General features: G+C 67.9%; 28 protein-coding genes. All 28 read right to left on the bottom strand.

The window, feature by feature from the left end:
• Positions 1-19: 19 nt before the first annotated feature.
• Entirely contained in the window at positions 20-577 is a 558-nt protein-coding gene (rplQ, locus tag ACFYPH_RS22195) for a 50S ribosomal protein L17 (protein ID WP_354858638.1), read from the bottom strand.
• A gap of 34 nt (positions 578-611) precedes the next feature.
• On the bottom strand, positions 612-1,634 hold the full coding sequence (locus tag ACFYPH_RS22190; protein ID WP_007465227.1) for a DNA-directed RNA polymerase subunit alpha: 1,023 nt from the start codon (positions 1,632-1,634) through the stop codon (positions 612-614).
• A gap of 98 nt (positions 1,635-1,732) precedes the next feature.
• Positions 1,733-2,359, bottom strand: a complete 627-nt coding sequence (gene rpsD, locus ACFYPH_RS22185; protein WP_354858640.1) for a 30S ribosomal protein S4 — start codon at positions 2,357-2,359, stop codon at positions 1,733-1,735.
• Positions 2,360-2,372: 13 nt separating this feature from the next.
• On the bottom strand, positions 2,373-2,780 hold the full coding sequence (rpsK, locus tag ACFYPH_RS22180) for a 30S ribosomal protein S11 (protein ID WP_030329919.1): 408 nt from the start codon (positions 2,778-2,780) through the stop codon (positions 2,373-2,375).
• Positions 2,781-2,867: 87 nt separating this feature from the next.
• Positions 2,868-3,248 (bottom strand): 30S ribosomal protein S13, encoded by a 381-nt coding sequence (rpsM, locus tag ACFYPH_RS22175; RefSeq protein ID WP_007465236.1) that lies wholly within the window; start codon positions 3,246-3,248, stop codon positions 2,868-2,870.
• A 255-nt stretch (positions 3,249-3,503) separates the two neighbouring features.
• A complete protein-coding gene (gene rpmJ, locus ACFYPH_RS22170) occupies positions 3,504-3,617 on the bottom strand; it encodes a 50S ribosomal protein L36 (RefSeq protein ID WP_043965539.1) in 114 nt (37 codons plus the stop codon).
• A gap of 91 nt (positions 3,618-3,708) precedes the next feature.
• Positions 3,709-3,930, bottom strand: coding sequence for a translation initiation factor IF-1 (gene infA / locus ACFYPH_RS22165; RefSeq protein ID WP_007073013.1), 222 nt, complete (start codon positions 3,928-3,930; stop codon positions 3,709-3,711).
• Between the two features lie 339 nt (positions 3,931-4,269).
• Positions 4,270-4,827 carry a DUF1707 domain-containing protein gene (locus tag ACFYPH_RS22160; protein ID WP_387184259.1) on the bottom strand — a complete coding sequence of 186 codons (558 nt, stop codon included), beginning with the start codon at positions 4,825-4,827 and terminating at the stop codon, positions 4,270-4,272.
• A gap of 122 nt (positions 4,828-4,949) precedes the next feature.
• Positions 4,950-5,801 (bottom strand): type I methionyl aminopeptidase, encoded by an 852-nt coding sequence (gene map, locus ACFYPH_RS22155; RefSeq protein WP_354858645.1) that lies wholly within the window; start codon positions 5,799-5,801, stop codon positions 4,950-4,952.
• Positions 5,802-5,889: 88 nt separating this feature from the next.
• A complete protein-coding gene (locus ACFYPH_RS22150; protein ID WP_007465256.1) occupies positions 5,890-6,543 on the bottom strand; it encodes an adenylate kinase in 654 nt (217 codons plus the stop codon).
• On the bottom strand, positions 6,544-7,872 hold the full coding sequence (gene secY, locus ACFYPH_RS22145; RefSeq protein ID WP_354858647.1) for a preprotein translocase subunit SecY: 1,329 nt from the start codon (positions 7,870-7,872) through the stop codon (positions 6,544-6,546).
• Positions 7,873-8,103: 231 nt separating this feature from the next.
• Positions 8,104-8,547: a 50S ribosomal protein L15 gene (gene rplO / locus ACFYPH_RS22140; RefSeq protein ID WP_007465260.1), complete on the bottom strand. Its 444-nt coding sequence runs from the start codon at positions 8,545-8,547 to the stop codon at positions 8,104-8,106.
• The gene (rpmD, locus tag ACFYPH_RS22135) at positions 8,547-8,729 is read right to left on the bottom strand and encodes a 50S ribosomal protein L30 (RefSeq protein ID WP_007465262.1); all 183 of its coding nucleotides are present in this window, start codon (positions 8,727-8,729) and stop codon (positions 8,547-8,549) included. The genes rplO and rpmD overlap by 1 nt, the downstream gene beginning before the upstream one ends.
• Entirely contained in the window at positions 8,729-9,343 is a 615-nt protein-coding gene (rpsE, locus tag ACFYPH_RS22130) for a 30S ribosomal protein S5 (RefSeq protein ID WP_007465263.1), read from the bottom strand. The genes rpmD and rpsE overlap by 1 nt, the downstream gene beginning before the upstream one ends.
• A gap of 33 nt (positions 9,344-9,376) precedes the next feature.
• The gene (gene rplR / locus ACFYPH_RS22125) at positions 9,377-9,754 is read right to left on the bottom strand and encodes a 50S ribosomal protein L18 (RefSeq protein ID WP_355068567.1); all 378 of its coding nucleotides are present in this window, start codon (positions 9,752-9,754) and stop codon (positions 9,377-9,379) included.
• Positions 9,755-9,818: 64 nt separating this feature from the next.
• Positions 9,819-10,361: a 50S ribosomal protein L6 gene (gene rplF / locus ACFYPH_RS22120; protein WP_354858653.1), complete on the bottom strand. Its 543-nt coding sequence runs from the start codon at positions 10,359-10,361 to the stop codon at positions 9,819-9,821.
• Positions 10,362-10,377: 16 nt separating this feature from the next.
• On the bottom strand, positions 10,378-10,785 hold the full coding sequence (gene rpsH, locus ACFYPH_RS22115; protein ID WP_007465270.1) for a 30S ribosomal protein S8: 408 nt from the start codon (positions 10,783-10,785) through the stop codon (positions 10,378-10,380).
• 116 nt (positions 10,786-10,901) lie between these two features.
• Positions 10,902-11,087 carry a type Z 30S ribosomal protein S14 gene (locus ACFYPH_RS22110; protein WP_007465272.1) on the bottom strand — a complete coding sequence of 62 codons (186 nt, stop codon included), beginning with the start codon at positions 11,085-11,087 and terminating at the stop codon, positions 10,902-10,904.
• Between the two features lies 1 nt (position 11,088).
• Positions 11,089-11,655, bottom strand: coding sequence for a 50S ribosomal protein L5 (rplE, locus tag ACFYPH_RS22105; RefSeq protein ID WP_354858655.1), 567 nt, complete (start codon positions 11,653-11,655; stop codon positions 11,089-11,091).
• The gene (gene rplX / locus ACFYPH_RS22100) at positions 11,655-11,975 is read right to left on the bottom strand and encodes a 50S ribosomal protein L24 (RefSeq protein WP_007465276.1); all 321 of its coding nucleotides are present in this window, start codon (positions 11,973-11,975) and stop codon (positions 11,655-11,657) included. Before rplX ends, rplE begins: the two co-directional genes overlap by 1 nt.
• Positions 11,972-12,340: a 50S ribosomal protein L14 gene (rplN, locus tag ACFYPH_RS22095; protein ID WP_007073026.1), complete on the bottom strand. Its 369-nt coding sequence runs from the start codon at positions 12,338-12,340 to the stop codon at positions 11,972-11,974. The genes rplX and rplN overlap by 4 nt, the downstream gene beginning before the upstream one ends.
• Before the next feature lie 101 nt (positions 12,341-12,441).
• Complete coding sequence (gene rpsQ, locus ACFYPH_RS22090) at positions 12,442-12,720, bottom strand: 30S ribosomal protein S17 (protein ID WP_354858656.1); 279 nt, start codon at positions 12,718-12,720, stop codon at positions 12,442-12,444.
• On the bottom strand, positions 12,717-12,953 hold the full coding sequence (gene rpmC, locus ACFYPH_RS22085) for a 50S ribosomal protein L29 (RefSeq protein ID WP_007465283.1): 237 nt from the start codon (positions 12,951-12,953) through the stop codon (positions 12,717-12,719). Before rpmC ends, rpsQ begins: the two co-directional genes overlap by 4 nt.
• The gene (gene rplP, locus ACFYPH_RS22080) at positions 12,953-13,378 is read right to left on the bottom strand and encodes a 50S ribosomal protein L16 (RefSeq protein WP_007465292.1); all 426 of its coding nucleotides are present in this window, start codon (positions 13,376-13,378) and stop codon (positions 12,953-12,955) included. The genes rpmC and rplP overlap by 1 nt, the downstream gene beginning before the upstream one ends.
• Before the next feature lie 3 nt (positions 13,379-13,381).
• Entirely contained in the window at positions 13,382-14,251 is an 870-nt protein-coding gene (gene rpsC / locus ACFYPH_RS22075) for a 30S ribosomal protein S3 (protein WP_007465294.1), read from the bottom strand.
• Positions 14,251-14,709, bottom strand: coding sequence for a 50S ribosomal protein L22 (rplV, locus tag ACFYPH_RS22070; RefSeq protein WP_007465297.1), 459 nt, complete (start codon positions 14,707-14,709; stop codon positions 14,251-14,253). Before rplV ends, rpsC begins: the two co-directional genes overlap by 1 nt.
• 41 nt (positions 14,710-14,750) lie before the next feature.
• A complete protein-coding gene (rpsS, locus tag ACFYPH_RS22065; protein ID WP_007465299.1) occupies positions 14,751-15,032 on the bottom strand; it encodes a 30S ribosomal protein S19 in 282 nt (93 codons plus the stop codon).
• Between the two features lie 12 nt (positions 15,033-15,044).
• Positions 15,045-15,884, bottom strand: a complete 840-nt coding sequence (gene rplB, locus ACFYPH_RS22060; protein WP_007465301.1) for a 50S ribosomal protein L2 — start codon at positions 15,882-15,884, stop codon at positions 15,045-15,047.
• Positions 15,885-15,888 lie beyond the last annotated feature (4 nt).

Below are 15,888 nucleotides of genomic sequence, written 5' to 3'. Positions count from 1 at the left end.
GGCCCGACGTTGCCCTTGATCAGGCCTTGTTCTCGGTGGCCTCGTCGCTGTCCTCGCGGGCGGCGTCGGTGTCACCGGACGCCGACGCCGGTGCCTCGGAGTCCTGGTCGGCCGGGGCCGACTGCGGGGCCTCCTCGGCCGGGGCGAGCGCCTCGACCTTGTCCTGCTGCGCGGCCTTGCGGGCGGCGGTCTTCTTGTTCACCTTCGGCTCGGCGACCTGAAGCTCCTCCACCAGCTCGATGATGGCCATCGGCGCGTTGTCACCCTTGCGCGGACCGGTCTTCACGATCCGGGTGTAACCGCCGGGGCGGTTGGAGTACCGGGGCGCGATCTGGTCGAACAGGGCGTAGACAACGTCCTTGTCCTTGACGACACCCAGCACCCGCCGCCGCGAGGCGAGGTCACCGCGCTTGGCCTTGGTGATGAGCTGCTCGGCCAGCGGACGCAGCCGGCGGGCCTTCGTCTCGGTGGTCTGGATCTTGCCGTGCTGGAACAGCGCGGTCGCCAGGTTGGCGAGCATCAGCCGCTCGTGCGAGGGGCTGCCGCCGAGGCGGGGGCCCTTGGTGGGCGTGGGCATTTTTGGTGCTCCTCAGTTGTGGCGGCAGCGCGGACTAGAGCTGCTCGGTCTCGCGGTAGTCGTCGGTGTCGTAGTCGGCCTCGCCGAAGGTGTCCACGACGTGCGCCGGGTCGAAGTTCGGAGCCGAGTCCTTCAGCCCGAGACCCATCCCGGCGAGCTTCATCTTGACCTCGTCGATCGACTTCTGACCGAAGTTGCGGATGTCGAGGAGGTCGGCCTCGGTACGCCCGATGAGCTCACCAACGGAGTTGATGCCCTCGCGCTTGAGGCAGTTGTAGGAGCGGACGGTGAGGTCCAGCTCCTCGATCGGCAGAGCGAGGTCCGCCGCCAGCTGGGCGTCCTGCGGGGACGGCCCGATGTCGATGCCCTCGGCGGTCTCGTCCAGCTCCCGGGCCAGCCCGAACAGCTCCACAAGCGTCGAACCGGCGGAGGCCAGCGCGGTACGCGGGCCCATCGACGGCTTGGTCTCGACGTCGATGATGAGCCGGTCGAAGTCGGTGCGCTGCTCGACGCGGGTCGCCTCGACGCGGTAGGTCACCTTCAGCACCGGCGAGTAGATCGAGTCGACCGGGATGCGGCCGATCTCGGCGCCGGACTGCTTGTTCTGTGCAGCCGTCACGTAGCCCCGGCCCCGCTCGACGGTCAGCTCCATGTCGAGCCGGCCCTTGCCGTTGAGGGTCGCGAGCTTGAGGTCCGGGTTGTGCACCGAGACGCCGGCCGGGGGCTGGATGTCGCCCGCCGTCACGTCGCCCGGGCCCTGCTTGCGCAGGTACATGCTGACCGGCTCGTCGTGCTCGGAGCTGACGCACAGCTCCTTGATGTTCATGACGAGCTCGACCACGTCCTCCTTGACACCGGGGATCGTGGTGAACTCGTGCAGCACGCCGTCGATCTTGATCGAGGTGACCGCCGCACCCGGGATCGACGACAGCAGCGTGCGCCGCAGCGAGTTGCCCAGGGTGTAGCCGAAGCCCGGTTCGAGCGGCTCGATGGCGAACCGCGACCGGGTCTCGTTGATCGACTCCTCGGAGAGGGAGGGTCGCTGGCTGATGAGCATGTTGTCTCTTCTCTTTCAGGACGCCCGCTATTTGACGTCCACGACACAAACTGTTCCGGTGGCCCGCCCCGAAGGGCGGGCCACCGCAACGAGCCCGACTACTTGGAGTAGAGCTCGACGATCAACTGCTCCTGGACCTGCGTGTCGATGACCTGCCGGGCCGGGAGGGAGTGCACGAGCACCTTCATCTGGCTGGGGATTGCCTCCAGCCAGGCCGGCACCGTCTTCGAACCGGCCTGAGCCTGCGCCACCACGAACGGGGTGAGCTCCTTGCTCTTGCCCCGGACCTCGATGATGTCGTGCTCCTTGACGCGGTACGACGGGATGTCGACCTTCTTGCCGTTCACCATGAAGTGACCGTGCTTGACCAGCTGGCGGGCCATGTCCCGCGAGTGGGCGTAGCCGGCCCGGTAAACGACGTTGTCCAGCCGCGACTCGAGGATCTGCAGAAGGACCTCACCGGTCTTGGCCTGCTTGCCAACGGCTTCCTCGTAGTAGCCACGGAACTGCTTCTCCAGCACGCCGTAGACGCGGCGGGCCTTCTGCTTCTCGCGGAGCTGGAGCAGGTACTCCGTCTCCTTGGTGCGGCCGCGGCCGTGCTGCCCGGGCGGGAACGGCCGGGACTCGAACGGGCACTTCGGGCCATCGCACTTGCTGCCCTTGAGGAACAGCTTCATCTTCTCCCGCCGGCAACGGCGGCAGTCAGCACCGGTGTAACGAGCCATCTCTCTCTACCTCTCAGACCCGACGACGCTTAGGCGGACGGCATCCGTTGTGCGGCTGCGGGGTGACGTCGGCGATCTGGCCGACCTCCAGCCCGACGGCCTGCAGCGAACGGATCGCGGTCTCCCGGCCGGAGCCGGGGCCCTTGACGAACACGTCGACCTTGCGCATGCCGTGCTCCATGGCCCGACGCGCGGCGGCCTCGGCGGCCAGCTGCGCGGCGAACGGAGTCGACTTGCGGGAGCCCTTGAAGCCCACCTGGCCCGCGGAGGCCCAGGAGATGACCGCACCGGTCGGGTCCGTGATGGACACGATGGTGTTGTTGAAGGTGCTCTTGATGTGCGCCTGCCCGTGGGCGACGTTCTTGCGTTCCTTGCGCCGGACCTTCTTGACAGCGGCTCCGGCACGAGCCTTCGGTGGCATAAGTCTGTGCGCTCCTAGTTGACTTTCCGGATTGGGTTGCGGCCCGCCCTACCTCGGCGGCGGCCGACCCCGTCATCCGGTTAAGAACTACTTCTTGCCGGGCTTCTTCTTGCCGGCGACGGTCCGCTTCGGGCCCTTGCGGGTCCGTGCATTGGTCTTGGTCCGCTGGCCACGCACGGGCAGGCCCCGGCGGTGCCGGATGCCGGCGTAGCAGCCGATCTCGACCTTGCGGCGGATGTCAGCGGCGACCTCGCGGCGCAGGTCGCCTTCAACCTTGTAGTTGCCCTCGATGTGGTCGCGGAGCTGCACGAGCTCCTCGTCCGTGAGGTCCCGAGCGCGCTTGTCCGGCGAGATGCCGGTGGCGGCGAGTGTCTCCAGGGCGCGGGTGCGACCGACCCCGAAGATGTAGGTGAGCGCGATCTCCATCCGCTTCTCGCGGGGGAGATCCACGCCGACTAGACGTGCCATGTGCGGGCGTACTCCTCGTGATGTGTGGCGGAGGTGTGGACCCGTCCCACCCCGCTACCGGCCGTCCCGTCTTTCCGACGCTGTCAGCGCCGGCGACCGGGATCGGTCGCTGCCCGAGCGGGCCCCGGCCTCCGACCGGGGGTCAGCCACGAAGAAGTACGTCTCGCGGCTGGGACGAGCATGTGTGATGTGTGTGTCGCTGAGGAACTGCCCGGACCAACGCCACCCGGCCGTGTTCCGACCGGACGGGCTGAGTCAGCCCTGGCGCTGCTTGTGGCGCGGGTCGCTGCAGATGACCATGACCCGGCCGTGCCGGCGAATAACCCGGCACTTGTTGCAGATCCTCTTGACGCTCGGCTTGACCTTCACGGTTGCCTTACTTCCCATCTGGCCCGGGGACGCGCGATGCGCGAGACCGGACGTCGAAGACGGACACGGGACTTCCCGGCCGCCGTCAGGACTACTTGTAGCGGTAGACGATGCGCCCGCGGGTCAGGTCGTACGGCGAGAGTTCGACGACGACCCGGTCCTCCGGCAGGATGCGGATGTAGTGCTGCCGCATCTTGCCGCTGATGTGAGCCAACACCTTGTGGCCGTTCGCGAGCTCCACCCGGAACATGGCGTTCGGCAGGGGCTCGATGACCCGACCCTCGATCTCAATGGCTCCGTCTTTTTTCGGCATGTCCTCCGCTGTCCTGACGTCGATTGCTCCGGGCGGCCCACAACGTCTTACACGGGAAACTGACCAAGATCAGAAGCCCGCGCCAGCCGCGGCTCCAGGTCCCACCGAAGCGCAGGGTGGGCATGCCGGAGTGGACGCTGTGCGCCGAACAGAAAGTGTACGCCGGCCTGCGCGCCGTCGCCAAATTGGCCACCCACCGCAGCCTCGCGTCGGCCCCCGCTCCCCCACCCGGCCCTCGGATGATCTTCGCGGAGCCGCGCCCCACCGAATATCGATCATGAGGTTGTCGAGGCGAAACACCGCGATCGACGACACCAAGTCCATGATCATCGGGGTGGGTCAGGTTTCAGGCCCGGGGTCTTCCGGCCCGTCGGTGCGCAGCTCCCGGCGGCGCTCACGCTTGGCTCGCTTGCGCTCACGCCGGCGCTCCCGCTCGATCGCCTGCCGGCGCGGCTCTCCCCCGGCCAGCCCGCCGACCGTCCGGAGCAGCAGCACCACGCCCCAGGGCCCGGCCACCCACGCCGGCCAGAAGTAGAGCAGTTCCTGGCTCAGCAGCGAGGTCACGCCCCAGATGGTCACCACGATCGCGATCACCCTCGCGTACGGCAGCCAGACCTCGGCCAGCCAACGATTGACGTGGCCGTGCGCGAGCGGGCCGACGGGCGGCTCAGCCGACGCGCTGGCCGGCCGCAGGGCCGAATGCTCCGGGGGCGTGACCGGGGGTAGATCGGTGAGCAGGGCGTCCAGCTCGGCGTACGTGCGCGCCGCGTAGGCCCGCTGCACCCGCTCGTCGTACTCGTGCAGGTCCAACCGCCCCTCGCCGAGGGCGGCCCGTAGCCGGTCGGCAACCACCTCGCGGTCCGCGTCCGCGGCTCGCATCCCGTCGCGCCCGTCCATGCCGGCAAGCATGCCACCGCCCCGCCAGTCAGCCCGACCTCGAACATCGGTTGATCATGAAGTTATTGCCAGCCGCACCGGCGTGTCAGGGCAATAACTTCATGATCAACCGGCGAGGTGGGTCAGGGGGTTGTGGTTTCTGCGGGTTGGCGGGCGGTGACCAGGTCGCCCAGGCGGGCGCGGCCCCCGTCGAAGGCCGTGAGCACCCACACGCCGTCGGGCAACAGCGCCATCGAGTGCTCGACGTGCGCCGCGACCGAACCGTCCCGGGTGACGACCGTCCAACCGTCGGCCAGTTCGACCGTACGCGGGGACGCCATGGTGATCATGGGCTCGATCGCCAGCGCCATGCCGGGGACCAGACGCGGCCCCTTGCCCGGCCGGCCGTGGTTGAGCACGTGCGGGTCCTGATGCATCTCGGTGCCGATGCCGTGGCCACCGTAGCCGTCGACGATGCCGTACCGGCCGCCCTTGCGGACCGCCGTCTCCACGGCGTACGAGATGTCGGTGAGCCGCCCCTTGCCGCTGGCCGCTCCGCGCGCTGCGGCGGCGATGCCCGCCCACATCGCGTCCTCGGCGACCTCGGCCATCTTGAGCAGCGCCGGGTCGACGTCGCCCACCCCGACGGTGATAGCGGAGTCCCCGTGCCACCCGTTGAGCACCGCGCCGCAGTCGATCGAGATGAGGTCGCCGTCGGCGAGCACCTGCTCCGGCGAGGGGATGGCGTGCACAATCTGCTCGTTGACCGACGAGCAGATCGACGCCGGGAAGCCGTGGTAGCCCTTGAAGGACGGGACGGCGCCCGCCTCGCGGATCGTCGACTCGGCGATGGCGTCCAGGTCCGCCGTGCTCACGCCGGGGGCCACCGCCTCGCGCATCCGGCGCAGGGCCTCGGCGACCACGAGCCCGGCGGCGCGCATCTTCTCGATCTGGTCAGGGGTCTTCAGCTGGATGTCCAGCTGGGGACGACGCATGGAGCGGTTACCTTTCGTGGCCATTCAGCGGGGCACGTCTGGCGTACCCCGCTGTTCGCACTCTATCCGCCGCGGCGCGGGGAGAACCTCAGCCGCCGTACGACCGCAGGGCGTCGATGGCCCGGGTGGTGACGTCCTCCACCGGGCCGGTGGCGTCGATCCCGACCAGCTTGCCCTGGGCGCCGTAGTAGTCGACCAGGGGCGCGGTCTTCTCGCTGTACTCCCGCAGGCGGGTGGCGATGGTCTCCGGCTTGTCGTCGTCGCGCTGGAACAGCTCGGCGCCGCACCGGTCACAAATGCCCGGCCGGGTGGTGGCGTCGAACTCGACGTGCCAGATCTTGCCGCAACCCCGGCAGGTGCGCCGGCCGGAGAGCCGCCGGATCACCTCGTCGTCGTCGACCACCAGCTCCAGGACCAGATCCAGGGCGGTGCCCAGATCGGCGAGGAGCTTGTCCAGAGCGGCGGCCTGCGGAGTCGTCCGCGGGAAGCCGTCGAGCAGAAAGCCCTCGCTGGCGTCCGGCTCGGCCAGCCGGTCCCGGACCATGTTGATGGTGACCTCGTCCGGAACCAGCTCGCCTGCGTCCATGTAACGCTTCGCCTCGACGCCGAGCGGCGTGCCCTGGGTGACGTTCGAGCGGAAGATGTCTCCGGTCGAGATCTTGGGTACCGACAGGTGCGCGGCGACGAACTCTGCCTGCGTGCCCTTACCCGCACCCGGCGGGCCAACCAGAACGAGTCTCATCTACCGCAGGAACCCTTCGTAGTTCCGCTGCATGAGTTGGCTCTCGATCTGCTTCACGGTCTCCAGACCGACGCCGACCATGATGAGCACAGCGGTGCCACCGAACGGGAAGTTCTGGTACTGCTGGCTGTCCAGCCAGATGAAGAAGAAGTTCGGCAGGATGGAGATGATGCCGAGGTAGAGCGCGCCCGGCAGGGTGATCCGGCTGAGGATGAAGTCCAGGTAGTCGGCCGTCGGCTTGCCCGGCCGGATACCCGGCACGAACCCGCCGTACTTCTTCATGTTGTCCGCGACCTCGGTCGGGTTGAACGTGATCGAGACGTAGAAGTACGTGAAGAAGATGATCAGCAGGAAGTAGACCGAGATGTAGATCGGGCTGTTCGGAGCGACCAGGTTGTTCTGGATCCACGCCTGGACCTTGCCCGGGTCGTTCTGGTCGAAGAACTGGAGCGCCAGCTGCGGAAGGTAGAGCAGCGACGAACCGAAGATGACCGGGATGACACCCGCCTGGTTGACCTTCAGCGGGATGTAGGTCGAGGTGCCGCCGTACATCCGCCGGCCGATCATCCGCTTGGCGTACTGCACCGGGATCCGGCGCTGCGCCTGCTCGATGAAGGTGACCGCGGTGATGACCACCAGAACCAGCGCGATGACCAGGGCGAACTTGCCCCAGCCCTGGCTGGTCTTGATCTGCCAGCCCTCGCCGGGCAGCCGGGCCGCGATCGAGGTGAAGATCAGAACGGACATGCCGTTGCCGACGCCCCGGTCGGTGATCAGCTCACCGAGCCACATGACCATGCCCGTGCCGGCGGTCATGGTGATCACCAGGATGGACAGGGTCAGCCAGTCCGGGATGCCGGTGCCCTCGGGGATGATCGGGAACTGGTCGCAGCGGTTCTGGAACAGCTGCCCCGAGCGGGCCAGCGCCACGAACGCCGAGGCCTGCAGCACGCCGAGACCGAGGGTCAGGTAGCGGGTGTACTGCGTGATCTTCGCCTGGCCGGCCTGGCCCTCCTTGCGGAGCTGCTCCAGGCGCGGAATCACGACGGTCAGCAGCTGCAGGATGATCGACGCGGTGATGTAGGGCATGATGCCCAACGCGAAGACCGAGAGCTGGAGCAGCGCCCCGCCGGAGAAGAGGTTGAGCAGATTCAGCGGGCCCGTCGTCTGCCCGGAGATGGAGTCGAGGCACTTCTGCACGTTGCCGTACGAGACGCCCGGGCTGGGGAGCGTGGCACCCAGCCGGTAGACCGCGATGATGCCTACTGTGAACAGCAGCTTCTTGCGCAGGTCAGGCGTACGGAACGCACTGAGAAAGGCGGACAGCAACTTCTTCCTCCTGCGCGAGGCGGGCCGCCGGTGATCCCTGGCGGGTGGGGGTGGATCACGGGCGAGTGCCCGCAATCCATGGCTGGGATGGGACTCTAACAGCCCTGTCCCGCTCCGGGCAGGTGTGCCCGGCTACATAAACCGAATCCGATGTTACCGGGCGCACACGCCCCAGGCAGACCTAGGCGCCCGCCAGTTACTCACAACTGACGGGCGCCGAGGTCGTACGCCTTACAGCTCGGTGGCGGAGCCACCGGCGGCGGCGATCTTCTCCTTGGCCGACGCGCTGAACGCGTGCGCCGACACCTGGAGCGCCACCCCGCCAAGGTCCCCGGTGCCGAGGACCTTGACCGGCTGGCCCTTGCGGACCGCGCCGGCCTCGACCAGCTCGAGCGGGCCAACCTGGCCGCCGTTCGGGAACAGCTCGGCGAGCCGGTCCAGGTTGACCACCTGGAAGACCACCTTGAACTTGTTCTTGAAGCCCTTCATCTTCGGCAGGCGCATGTGGATGGGCATCTGCCCACCCTCGAACGCCGCCGAGATGTTCTTGCGGGCCTTGGAGCCCTTCGTACCGCGACCAGCGGTCTTGCCCTTGGAACCCTCACCACGACCCACACGGGTCTTCGCGGTCTTCGAACCGGGCGCCGGGCGCAGGTGGTGCACCTTGATCGTCATTACTCGACCTCCTCGACCTTCACGAGGTGGCTCACAGTGAAGATCATGCCGCGGATCTCGGGCCGGTCCTCCTTGACCACCACGTCGTTGATCCGCTTGAGACCGAGCGAACGCAGCGACTCACGCTGGTTGTGCTTGGTCCCGATACCGGACCGGAGCTGGGTGACCTTCAGGCGTGCCATCAGCGCGCCACCCCCGCACGCGACGCCAGCATGGCGGCCGGCGCGACGTCCTCCACCGGCAGACCACGACGCGCCGCGACCTGCTCGGGGGACTCAAGCCCCTTCAGGGCCGCCACGGTGGCGTGCACGATGTTGATCGGGTTCGACGAGCCGAGGCTCTTGGAGAGCACGTCGTGGATCCCGGCGCACTCCAGCACGGCACGCACCGGACCACCGGCGATGACACCCGTACCGGCCGAGGCCGGCTTGAGCAGCACGACGCCAGCGGCGTCCTCACCCGTCACCGGGTGCGGGATCGACTGACCGATCCGCGGAACCTTGAAGAAGTGCTTCTTGGCCTCCTCGACACCCTTGGCGATCGCCGCGGGCACCTCCTTGGCCTTTCCGTAGCCCACGCCGACCGTGCCGTCGCCGTCGCCCACGATCACCAGGGCGGTGAAGCTGAAGCGACGACCACCCTTCACGACCTTGGCGACGCGGTTGATCGCGACGACCCGCTCAAGGTGCGGGGTCTTCTCGACGGGCGCGTTTCCGCGGCCGCCCTCACGGCGGTTGTCGCGGCGACCACCCTCGTTGCCACCGGACCCGCCGCCACGGCGCTGTTGACCTGGCATCAGCAGCCTTCCTTATCTCTCGTGACGGGGTTGTTAGAACTCGAGCCCGGCTTCGCGGGCGGCGTCGGCAAGCGCGGCGACTCGCCCCGCGTACCGGTTGCCACCGCGGTCGAAGACGACCTTGGAGACGCCGGCGGCCTTGGCCCGCTCGGCGAGCAGGGCGCCCACCTTGCCGGCGAGGGCGCTCTTGTCGCCCTCCGCACCGCGCAGCGAGGAGTCCAGGGTCGACGCCGACGCCAGGGTGTGGCCCTTGGTGTCGTCGACGATCTGGGCAACCATGTGCCGCAGCGAACGGGTGACGACCAGGCGCGGACGCTCGGCCGTACCGCTGACGTTCTTGCGGACGCGGAAGTGCCGACGCGCACGCCCAACGGCGCGCTTGGCGGCGACGCCGCGGCGGCGCTTGAGCAGCGTGGCGCTCACTTCTTACCTGCCTTTCCAGCCTTCGCGTTGCTGGGGCGGATGACCTCGCCCATTACTTCTTACCTGCCTTGCCGGCCTTGCGGCGGATGACCTCGCCCTGGTACTTCACGCCCTTGCCCTTGTAGGGCTCCGGCGGACGGATCTTCCGGATGTTGGCGGCGACCTCACCGACCTGCTGCTTGTCGATGCCGGCCACGTGGAACAGGGTCGGCCGCTCCACCGTGAAGGTGATGCCCGCCGGCGCGGGAACGACCACCGGGTGCGAGAACCCGAGCGCGAACTCGAGGTCCGAACCCTTGGCGGTGACCCGGTAACCGGTGCCGGCGATCTCCAGGCTCTTGCGGTAGCCCTCGGTCACGCCGACGATCATGTTGGCGACCAGGGTACGGCTCAGGCCGTGCAGCTCCTTGGCCTTGCGCTCGTCGTTCGGGCGGTTGACGTTCAGCTGCCCGTCCTCCGCACGCTCGATCGTGATCGGGTCGGCGATCGTGTGCTGGAGCTCGCCCTTCGGGCCCTTGACCTTGACGGTCTGCCCGTCGATCGTGATGTCGACGCCGGCTGGTACCGGGATCGACTTACGTCCAATTCGCGACATTTCTACCAGTCTCCCGTTACCAGACGAAGGCGAGGACTTCCCCGCCAACACTCCGCTTGCGGGCCTGCCGGTCGGTCAGCAGCCCCTGGGACGTCGAAATGATCGCCACGCCCAGCCCACCGAGCACCCGCGGGAGCCCGTCCGACTTGGCGTACACCCGGAGACCGGGCTTGGACACGCGCTTGATGCCGGCCAGGCTCCGCTCCCGGTTCTGGCCGTACTTCAGCTCGACGACCAGTCGCTTGCCGACGGCGCCCTCCTCGGGCTCCTCGACCGACCAGGTGGCGATGTAACCCTCGGCCTTCAGGACCTCGGCGATGTTCGCCTTGATCTTGGAGTAGGGCATCTTCACCTGATCGTGGTACGCCTGGTTGGCGTTACGCAGACGCGTGAGCATGTCTGCGATCGGGTCGGTCATCGTCATGGATTTCGTCAGCCTTTCTCGCCGGGGTTCCCGGGGCATCAGCCCCGGGCCTACGGCGAAGAGCAATACCTAATCGGTGCAGGAGTTCCCGGCTGACAGCCGGGACGCGGTCGCCCTTACCAGGAAGCCTTGGACACACCCGGCAGCTCACCGCGGTGGGCCATCTCCCGGATGCAGACCCGGCAGAGCCCGAACTTGCGGTAGACCGCCTTCGGACGCCCGCACCGCTGGCAGCGGGTGTACGCGCGAACCGAGAACTTCGGCTTCGCGGCCGCCTTGATGATCAGCGCCTTCTTGGCCATCTCAGTTCTCCTTGAACGGGAAGCCCAGGAGCTTGAGCAGCGCCCGACCCTCGTCGTCAGTCGTGGCGGTCGTGACCACCGTGATGTCCATACCCCGCTGCCGATCGATCCGGTCCTGGTCGATCTCGTGGAACACGGACTGCTCGGTCAGACCGAACGTGTAGTTGCCGTGCCCGTCCAGCTTGCGCCCGTCCAGACCGCGGAAGTCGCGGATACGCGGCAGCGAAATGGACAGCAGCCGGTCCAGGAACTCCCACATCCGGTCGCCACGAAGGGTCACCTTCGCGCCGATCGGCATGCCCTCGCGGAGCTTGAACTGCGCGATGGACTTGGTCGCCCGCCGCACCTGCGGCTTCTGGCCGGTGATCGTGGCGAGGTCGCGGACCGCGCCGTCGATCAGCTTGGCGTCGCGAGCAGCCTCGCCGACACCCATGTTGACGACGATCTTGACCAGCCGCGGCACCTGCATGGGGTTGCCGTAGCTGTTCTGCTCACGCAGCTGGGCCACGATCTCGTTGCGGTACCGCTCCTTGAGGCGCGGCATGGTCTTTTCGGTAGCCGTGGTCATCACAGGTCCTTACCGGTGCTACGCGCGATGCGGACCTTCTGGCCGTTGTCGTCGATCCGGTAACCGACGCGGGTCGGCTTGCCGTCGGAGTCCAGGACCTGCACGTTCGAGACGTGGATCGGGGCCTCCTGGGTGACGATGCCGCCGGTCTTGGCGCCACGCTGGGTGGTGCTGATGCGGGTGTGCTTCTTGACCCGGTTCACGCCCTCGACCAGGACCTTGTCCTGCCGCGGGTAGGCCGCGATGACCTTGCCCTTGGCACCCTTGTCCTTGCCGGCGATGACGACGACCGTGTCGCCCTTCTTGACCTTCACGGTCACAACACCTCCGGCGCGAGGGAAATAATCTTCATGAACCGCTTGTCCCGCAGCTCCCGGCCCACCGGGCCGAAGATGCGGGTACCGCGCGGGTCCCCACCGTCCTTGATGATGACGGCGGCGTTCTCGTCGAAGCGGATGTACGAGCCGTCCGGCCGCCGCTTCTCCTTGGCCGTGCGAACGACGACCGCCTTGACGACGTCGCCCTTCTTCACACCGGCACCCGGGATCGCGTCCTTGACCGTGGCCACGATGACGTCGCCGATGCTCGCGTAGCGCCGACCGGAGCCACCGAGAACCCGGATGCACAGGATCTCCCGAGCACCCGTGTTGTCGGCGACGCGCAGTCGCGACTCCTGCTGAATCACGTCTATCTCCTATGTCTGCCGGTTCTCCGGCCGCCGTAGCGGCCGGCCGGAGCCTGGCGGAACCTACGCCCGACGCAACGCCGGGCGAGATCGAGCCTTCGCTACTTGGCCTTTTCCTGGATCTCCACGATCCGCCAACGCTTGGTGGCGCTCAGCGGCCGGGTCTCCATGATCAGGACCCGGTCGCCGATGCCGGCGGCGTTCTGCTCGTCGTGCACCTTCAGCTTGCGCGTACGGCGCATGATCTTGCCGTACAGCGCGTGCCGAACCCGGTCCTCGACCTCGACCACGACGGTCTTGTCCATCTTGTCGCTGACCACCAGGCCCTCGCGGACCTTGCGGCGCGCGCGGGTGGCGTCAGTGGTGGTGTTCTCGGTCATGATGCAGTCACCTCAGTCGGCGCGGCCGAGAGCCCCAGCTCACGCTCACGCATGATCGTGTAGATCCGGGCGATCTCCCGACGGATGACCTGCAGCCGCCGGTTGTTGTCCAGCTGCCCGGTTGCGGCCTGCACGCGGAGGTTGAACAGCTCCGCCTTGGCCTCCCGCAGCTTCGTGACCAGCTCCTCCTCGGAGAGCTCACGCAGCTCGGTCGCCTTAACGCCCGCTGCCATCAGGATTCACCCACTTCGCGCGTAACAATGCGGCACTTCATCGGGAGCTTGTGGATCGCGCGACGCATGGCCTCTCGCGCGATCTGCTCGTTGGGGAAGGACATCTCGAAGAGAACCCGCCCCGGCTTGACGTTGGCGACCCACCACTCGGGCGAACCCTTACCGGAACCCATCCGGGTCTCGGCAGGCTTCTTGGTGAGGGCCTGGTCCGGGAAGATCGTGATCCAGACCTTGCCGCCACGCTTGATGTGACGGGTCATCGCGATACGCGCCGACTCGATCTGGCGGTTGGTCACGTACGCCGGCTCGAGAGCCTGGATCCCGAACTCGCCGAACACCACCCGGTTACCACCCTTGGACGCGCCACTGCGGTCCGGGTGGTGCGGCTTGCGGAAGCCCTTCGGGGGCTTGCGCGGCATCAGCATCTGTCAGCCCTCCTGCTGCGTTTCTGCCGGAGCAGCCGCCGCGGCGACAGCAGCGCTGTCGACCGGCTCGCCACTCGGCGTCTCGGCCTGCTGCGCGATGGTGGTCGCAGCAGCCCGGCCGGCCTCGGTGCCACCAGCGGTCGTGCCGGACGAACCGGACCGGCCACGGCGCGGACGCTCGGGACGGTCGCCGCGCTCACCACGACGCGGGCGCGACGGACCGGCCTCGGCCGGAGCCTCCCGGCCCGGAACCGCGTCGCCCTTGTAGATCCAGACCTTCACGCCGATCCGGCCGAAGGTGGTACGGGCCTCGAAGAAGCCGTACTCGATGTTGGCCCGCAGCGTGTGCAGCGGAACCCGGCCCTCGCGGTAGAACTCGGTCCGGCTCATCTCGGCGCCGCCGAGGCGACCCGAGACCTGAACCCGGATGCCCTTGCAGACCGGGTTCTTCATGGCCGACTGCATGGCCTTGCGCATCGCCCGACGGAAGCTGACCCGGCTGGACAGCTGCTCGGCCACGCCCTGCGCGACGAGCTGAGCGTCCGACTCGGGGTTCTTCACCTCGATGATGTTCAGCTGGACCTGCTTGCCGGTGAGCTTCTCGAGCTCGCCGCGGATCCGGTCGGCCTCCGCACCCTTACGGCCGATGACGATGCCCGGCCGGGCGGTGTGGATGTCGACGCGGACGCGGTCGCGGGTGCGCTCGATGTCGACCTTGGAGATCCCGGCACGCTCGAGGCCCTTGGACATCATGCGGCGGATCTTGACATCCTCGCCGATGTAGTCCTTGTAGAGCTTGTCCGCGAACCAACGGGACTTCCAGTCGGTCGAGATGCCGAGCCGGAACCCAGTGGGGTGAACCTTCTGACCCATTACTCGGCGTCCTCCGTCTTGCTCTGCGCTTCGGCCGGTGCGGCCTCCGTGGCCGGGGCGGCCTTCTTCGCCGCGGCCTTCCTCGGCGCTGCCGGCGCGACCGCCTCGACCGCCACGGTGATGTGGCAGGTGCGCTTGCGGATCCGGTACGCCCGACCCTGTGCCCGCGGCTGGAACCGCTTCATCGTCGGGCCCTCGTCCACGAACGCCTCGCTGACGAGCAGCGCGTCGGGGTCCAGCCGCTCGTTGTTCTCCGCGTTGGCGATCGCGCTAGCGAGCACCTTGTACACCTGCTCGCTCGCAGCCTGCGGCGCGAACTGCAGCACCGTGAGCGCCTCCTTCGCGGGCAGGCCGCGGACGAGGTTGACCACCCGGCGCGCCTTCATCGGCGAGATGCGCACGTGCCGCGCAACCGCCCGCGCGCCCGGAAGCACCGGAGCGTCGCCCTTTCCTGGCATCGCTGTAACCCCTTGTTCCCTCTATCCGTATGCCCGCGGCGTCAGCGCCGACGGCTCTTCCGGTCGTCCTTCTCGTGACCCTTGAACGTGCGGGTCAGCGCGAACTCGCCGAGCTTGTGCCCGACCATCGCCTCGGTCACGAACACCGGGACGTGCTTGCGTCCGTCGTGCACCGCGATCGTGTGCCCGAGCATCTCCGGGATGATCGTCGAGCGCCGCGACCAGGTCTTGATCACGTTCTTCGAGCCCTTGTCGTTCTGCACTTCCACCTTCTTGAGCAGGTGGTCGTCTACGAACGGGCCCTTCTTGAGGCTGCGAGGCATGTCTTATCTCCCTCAGCCGCGCTTACGCGTGGCGTAGCGGCGGCGGACGATCAGCTTGTCGCTCGGCTGGCCCTTACGGCGGGTGCGGCCCTCGGGCTTACCCTGCGGGTTGACCGGGTGGCGACCACCGGAGGTCTTACCCTCACCACCACCGTGCGGGTGGTCGACCGGGTTCATGGCGACACCACGGACGGTCGGGCGCTTGCCCTTCCACCGCATACGGCCGGCCTTACCCCAGTTGATGTTCGACTGGTCGGCGTTGCCGATCTCGCCGACGCTCGCGCGGCAGCGCACGTCCACCCGCCGGATCTCGCCGGACGGCATACGCAGGGTCGCGTACGCGCCCTCACGGCCGAGCAGCTGGATGCCGACGCCGGCGGAACGGGCCAGCTTGGCCCCGCCGCCCGGACGCAGCTCCACGTTGTGGATCGTGGTACCGACCGGGATGTTGCGCAGCGGCAGGTTGTTACCCGGCTTGATGTCGGCGCCCGGACCGGACTCGACGCGGTCGCCCTGCTTCATGTCCTTCGGCGCGATGATGTACCGCTTCTCGCCGTCGGCATAGTGCAGCAGCGCGATGCGCGCCGTGCGGTTCGGGTCGTACTCGATGTGAGCGACCTTCGCCGGCACGCCGTCCTTGTCGACCCGCTTGAAGTCGATCAGACGGTACTGGCGCTTGTGACCGCCACCGTGGTGCCGCGTGGTGATCCGGCCGTGGGCGTTACGCCCGCCCTTCTTCGGCAGCGGAGCCAGCAGCGACTTCTCCGGCGTGGACCGGGTGATCTCGGCGAAGTCGGCGACGCTGGAGCCACGTCGGCCCGGCGTCGTCGGCTTGTACTTACGGATAGCCATTGTC

It is taken from the genome of Micromonospora sp. NPDC005252, assembly GCF_042872475.1.
Taxonomy (GTDB): domain Bacteria; phylum Actinomycetota; class Actinomycetes; order Mycobacteriales; family Micromonosporaceae; genus Micromonospora.
This window is presented reverse-complemented; position numbering and strand designations above follow the sequence as displayed.